Origin of the sequence: Streptomyces sp. KLMMK, assembly GCF_036961605.1 — a bacterium.
In the GTDB taxonomy this organism is placed as follows: domain Bacteria; phylum Actinomycetota; class Actinomycetes; order Streptomycetales; family Streptomycetaceae; genus Streptomyces; species Streptomyces telluris.
The window spans coordinates 1-4,655 of sequence record NZ_JBAMDC010000465.1; the positions used below are offsets into that span (position 1 = coordinate 1).

The 4,655-nt window shown below is 72.5% G+C and carries 4 protein-coding genes and 1 pseudogene; 3 read left to right on the forward strand and 2 right to left on the reverse strand.

Annotated features, from left to right (window positions below):
- Positions 1 to 91 precede the first annotated feature (91 nt).
- On the reverse strand, positions 92 to 748 hold the full coding sequence (locus V7793_RS33705; protein WP_336013502.1) for a ScbR family autoregulator-binding transcription factor: 657 nt from the start codon (positions 746 to 748) through the stop codon (positions 92 to 94).
- 236 nt (positions 749 to 984) lie between these two features.
- On the opposite strand from V7793_RS33705, the gene V7793_RS33710 reads away from it, so the two are divergent.
- Positions 985 to 2,106 (forward strand): alpha/beta hydrolase, encoded by a 1,122-nt coding sequence (locus tag V7793_RS33710; protein ID WP_336013503.1) that lies wholly within the window; start codon positions 985 to 987, stop codon positions 2,104 to 2,106.
- Here V7793_RS33710 and V7793_RS33715 read toward each other — a convergent pair.
- A complete protein-coding gene (locus V7793_RS33715; protein ID WP_336013504.1) occupies positions 2,103 to 3,287 on the reverse strand; it encodes an alpha/beta hydrolase in 1,185 nt (394 codons plus the stop codon). The two genes, V7793_RS33710 and V7793_RS33715, sit on opposite strands and share 4 nt — an antisense overlap.
- A 215-nt stretch (positions 3,288 to 3,502) precedes the next feature.
- Between V7793_RS33715 and V7793_RS33720 the strand changes: the two genes are divergently transcribed.
- Together V7793_RS33720 and V7793_RS33725 are read left to right on the forward strand one after the other, a co-directional pair.
- Entirely contained in the window at positions 3,503 to 4,132 is a 630-nt protein-coding gene (locus V7793_RS33720; RefSeq protein ID WP_336013505.1) for a GNAT family N-acetyltransferase, read from the forward strand.
- A 254-nt stretch (positions 4,133 to 4,386) separates the two neighbouring features.
- A pseudogene (locus V7793_RS33725) lies at positions 4,387 to 4,655 on the forward strand (toxic cation resistance protein); the annotation flags it as partial.

Genomic DNA, 4,655 nt, shown 5'->3' on the forward strand with positions numbered 1-4,655 from the left:
GCCGCCCGCGAGGGCGACCGCGGCAGGTGAAAGGTCCCGGAGCCCCCGCCCCGCAGGGGCGAACCGCAGTCGGGCGGCGCGGCGGAGGCGCCTAAGCCGCCCCTACCGGCTCCAGCGCGGCAAGCGCCCTCGCTCCGCGCCCCGGGGCCATGTCCAGCCGGGCCAGGACCGCCGGTACGGCGACGGAGGGCATCAGGTGTTCGTAGAGGACGATCGCGCGCCGCTCCAGGTCCGCGCGGTCGGACAGCGACTGCGACAGCGCGTTGATCCCCCCGAACGCCCCGACGATCAGCTCGGCGACCTCCCACGGCACGACGTCCGGTAAGACCTCCCCCCGCTCCTTGCCCTCGACCAGGAGCCGGGTGTGCAGCTCGGTCCACCCGGTGAAGGGCCCGCTGCGGTGGAGCGCGGGCGAGCCGTGCTCCATCGTCAGCCGTACGCTCCCGCGCAGCACGGGGTCCACGAGCAGCTGGTGCGAGAAGACCATGCCGAGGTCGACGAGCCGCTGCATCCGGCAGCCCCCGGGCAGGTCCAGGAGCGCGGACGTCGCCTCGGCCTGGGCGTCGATGACGGCGTGCGCGAGGTCCTCCTTCGAGGGGAAGTGGAAGTACAGCGCCCCTTTGGTCACCTCCGCCCGCGCCAGGATCTCGTTGATCGTGGCGGCGTCGTAGCCCCGTTCGTCGAACACCACCGCGGCCGCTTCCAGGATGTTCTGTCGAGTCCTGATCGCACGGTCCTGCTTGGCCACGGCACGCCTCCGGGTCGATGGGGCCGCGCACCGCTGCGCGCGGTGCGGGGCTGGGCATCCAGCGGCCGCAGCCGGTACCGGGAGCGCCCGCGGCGTCGAGCGTATGCAGCACACCGGCGTCAAGGGAGGAGAGCGAACAAGCCAACGTGCGCCTCCACCATGTGCCTCCCGTCCAGCGTGTATCTATGGACGGAGCGAGGGAGCCGAGCCGAGCCAGCGGAGGGAGCGCGCCGGCGATGAGTCTCACCGGAACCGCCTTCTTCGCCGCGCTGGCCGCGGCGACGGTCTGCACCGTGCTGGCCACCCTGCTGCTCTGGGCGCGCATCCCCGGCCCGGCTCCCGTCCGCTGGGCGTCGCGCGTGGCGCTGATCGGGCTCTGCCAGGCCACGGCCATCTGCGTCGTCGCCGCCTGGATCAACACCAGCTACGGCCTGTACGCCTCCTGGGACGACCTGCTGGGGCGCACCGGCGGCGGCCCCGTGGCGATGCCGGGCCCGCCGCCCGAGCGCGCCCGCTTCCTGCGGGGCGACGCGGGGATGCGGCAGACGTACGTCCGGGGGCCGCACTCGGCGCTGTCGGGCCAGGTGATGGTGTGGACGCCTCCGCAGTACGACGACCCGCGCTTCCGCCGGTCCTCCTTTCCGGTGGTGATGCTGCTGCACGGCGTGCCCGGCTCTCCGCAGTCGTGGCTGGAGCAGGGCCACATGCCGGGGGACTACGCGAAGCTGCTGCGGGCGGGGGCGAGCCGCCCGTTCATCCTGGCCGTGCCGGTCATCGACCCCGGCGGGATGGACACGGACTGTTCCGACGTCCCCGGGCACAAGGTCGCCACCTGGCTCTCCCGGGACGTCCCGGACCTGGTCCGGCATCACTTCCGTACGGCGAAGGACCCCCGCTCCTGGGGCCTGCTGGGCATCTCGACCGGCGGCTACTGCGCGGCGAAGCTGCCCCTGCAGTACCCGAAGGTCTTCGGGGCGGGCGCCGCCCTGGACCCGGATCCCCTCACGGGTGCGCAGGGCGCGCTGTCCGACCCCGGGCTGCGGGAGCGCAACAGCCCGACGTGGCTGGTGGCGCACACCGACCACGCCGGCGTGGGGCTGTTCCTGGCCACGTCGCGGCAGGACCGCGCGAGCCCGCCCTCGCTCATCGAGCAGTTCCGGCAGGCGGCGCTCGGCAGCGGCGTGCGGCTGCGGACGATGGTGGCTCCGGCGGGCGGGCACAACTACCACACCTGGATCTCCATGTACCCGGCTGCGTTCTCCTGGCTGAGCGAGGAGCTGAGCGGGCCGGAGCGGCCGGCGCAGGCCGGGCAAATGGACGACCGGACGACCGGGCGACCCACGGGCGCCGGCCGCTAGTTGTTCACGTCCTGCGGGAACGTCATCTGCTTGCCCATCCACTCCAGCGTCGGCCCGACCTCGCGCCGCCACGTCGTGAAGTTGTGGCTCCCCGACGGAAGGATGATCTTCGCGGCCGTCATCGGCTCCTTGACGGCCTTGAGGAACTTCTCCGTCTCCTTGAAGTTCTTCTCGCCTTCCTTGCTGCTGGTGACGAGCACCGAGACGCGCGGGGCCGGGAGGTTCTCCAGCCGCCAGATCAGGTCGTGCTCGCGCTTGTTCTTCTCGCCCTCCTCGCCGTCACCGAAGAGGTTCCCCGTGGTCAGATCGTTCTTGATCTTGTAGTCGGCGGAGAGGGCGCCCGCCACCGGATACGTTCCGGGCTCGCGCATGGCAAGCTCCAGCGCGCATGTGCCGCCCGAGGAGTAGCCCATGACGCCCCACGCGCTGGCCGCGTGGCCGACGCGGTAGGCGCTCTTCAGGGCCTCGGGCAGGTCCTTGGTGAAGTAGGTCTCCGCCTGCGGGCCGCCGGGGACGTCCACGCACTCGGTGTCGCGCGGCGGCGCGATCGTCGGCCGGACCATCACGATCACGGTCGGCTGCATGCGGCGCTCGGTGATCAGCTCGCTCGCCGTCTTCGGCAGCCGCAGGAAGTGGGAGAGGTTCGTGATGCCGCCGGGGTAGCCGCTGATGGCGATGATCACGGGAAAGCGCTGCCGCTTGTACTGCTCCTGGAAGTACTGCGGCGGCAGGTAGACGAACGCCGGCTCCACGACGCCCGCGCGGCGGGCGACGAGCCGCACCGACTCCACCGCGCCGACCTTCTCCTTCGGCCCCTGCGGGATGTCGCTCTTGTCGATCCCCTCCGTGCCGGTGTGCTTCACGAGCCCGCCCTTGCCCGCCTCGACCGGCGCGGCGTTCGGGCCGCCGCCGCTCTCGATGCCCTGGGTGACCTGCCCCGGCGCACGGTCGTACTTGCCGATCAGCTCGCCCCACGAGCCGTAGAAGCTGTTCTCGGCATTCACCGCGAGCAGCACCGAGGACATGATCGTCAGCTGCGTGACCAGGATCGCGCCGAGCCGTCCGAGCAGGGGCAGCACGCCGCGCCCGGAGAGCCGCGGCCAGAGCCAGAGGGTGAGGCCCACACACACCACGGCGACGAACACCACCGTGTACAAGAGCGACCTGCTGGTCAGGCCCATGCGTCTCTCAACCCCCTGCCCCCGTGGTGGGTACTCGTGTTCGGTAACGCGATACTCACCGATGAAGAGGCCGGAATGGGCGGACAGGGTTGCCCTGGACCGATTTCTTACCCTGCTCTTGTCCCGCCCGTGGCCTGTCCGCCCCCTGCCGTTCCCGTCCCGGAAACCGTGCGCATCGGCGGGTGGGTACGGGTTCCGCTGGGCAAGAAGGGCGCATGGGTGACGTCTTCCTTCGCAGGCTGAGCCGCTGGCAGGCCGACCAGTACCGCGACCAGCTCGCGGATCTGCACGTCACGGCGTACGCACGACCGCACGTCGGCCACGGGGGGCCGCGCAGGGAGCCGCACGAAGGGCCGCACGGGGGGCCCGGGGGCGAGCCGCGCGTGGAGCCCTTCCACAGCCGCGACCGCTTCCGCGAACGGCTCGCCGAGCACTCCGCGCGACCGGGCTTCGACCTGGTGGTCGCGGACGCCGGCGGCCCGGTGGGCTGCGCGTACGGCTATCCGCTCGCGCGCGACAGCGTCCGGTGGCAGGGCTTCCTCGGCCCCGTCCCCGGCGAGCTGGAGGAGCTGACGGCCGCCGGGCGGGTCTTCGCCGTCGCCGAGCTCGTGGTCGCGCCCCGCCACCGCCGCCAGGGCATCGGCCGGCGGCTGCACGACCGGCTGCTGTCCGGCAGCGGCGCGGCGCTCGCGGTGCTGGTCATGGACCCCTCGGACGCGCACACCCCGGAGGCGGGCGCCGCGCGCCGTGCGTGGGGCTGGCAGCGGGCGGGGCAGGTCCGCCCACCCGCTGCGGGGGACGTGGGGGACGCCCTGGAGGTCTTCGTCCGGCCGCTGCACCGCTGACCCGGAGGTTCGTGCTCCGAGTGGCGTGAAAACGACGCTCTCGGCACCCGTTCCTGACGTGGAGTGAACTCCCGTGGCCCCAAGTGGGCGTAGGACCCGTCCCCCGTGCGTGGGGCGGCCGGGAGTGCCTCGCGAGGGTCTGAGCATGCGGGGAATAGGGGGGCGGCTAGCCTTACGTCACCGTCCCCCCGGGGGATGTATACCCGCAACACGGACATTTCATAGCTCCCGAGACACGTGAAGGACTACTCCACATGGGCATTCGGAGTCTGCTGCGGAACGCGTTCGGCCGGTCCAGGACAGCGACGGCCGAGCGAGACGACGCGAGCCTGCCCCAGCAGAGCGCGCCGCCTTCCGTGCCCGCGCCCTCGCAGGAGCCCGAGGCGCGGGGCGCCTCCGGCGAGGCGCGCACGGAGTCCCGTGACCCCTCTCCTACGGAATCCCGCCCCGATCCGGTCGTGGCCCGCCCCCGGGTCTCCGCGGAGACGGCTGCCGCCGGCGAGCCGGAGACCCCCGAGCCGAG

Excerpts from the sequence above, each read along its gene's own strand:
- V7793_RS33710 (WP_336013503.1), top strand. The coding sequence starts at position 985 with ATGAGTCTCACCGGAACCGCCTTCTTCGCCGCGCTGGCCGCGGCGACG.
- V7793_RS33715 (WP_336013504.1), bottom strand. The coding sequence starts at position 3,287 with ATGGGCCTGACCAGCAGGTCGCTCTTGTACACGGTGGTGTTCGTCGCC.
- V7793_RS33720 (WP_336013505.1), top strand. The coding sequence starts at position 3,503 with ATGGGTGACGTCTTCCTTCGCAGGCTGAGCCGCTGGCAGGCCGACCAG.